The sequence below is a fragment of the Cobetia sp. SIMBA_158 genome (genome assembly GCF_046566945.1).
Taxonomy (GTDB): Bacteria; Pseudomonadota; Gammaproteobacteria; order Pseudomonadales; family Halomonadaceae; genus Cobetia; species Cobetia amphilecti.
Genome location: NZ_JAWJYL010000658.1, coordinates 1 through 257 on the forward strand (window position 1 = coordinate 1; position 257 = coordinate 257).

The window sequence follows — 257 nt, forward strand, 5'->3', positions numbered from 1 at the left end:
TGGTTTTCCGATGATCATGATTAGCGGCTCCAGCGACCGCGCGATCGTCGACCTACAGCAAGGTGATTATGAAGAGCTGGACCAAATGAATGCGGCAAAACCGTATGCCAAAGCAGCATTTCGCGTTAATCAGCCGCAGGATCTTGGCATTGCATTGGCACGCGCTATCCGGGTCTCTGTATCGGGTCGCCCTGGCGGAGTTTATCTTGATTTGCCAGCAAATGTCCTGGCCGCGACGATGGAAAAAGACGAAGCGT

Annotated in this window: 1 pseudogene; it reads left to right on the top strand. The window is 53.3% G+C overall.

Going from position 1 to position 257, the window contains the following annotated elements:
* Positions 1-257 (top strand): annotated as a pseudogene (locus R2R70_RS21465) (oxalyl-CoA decarboxylase); the annotation flags it as partial.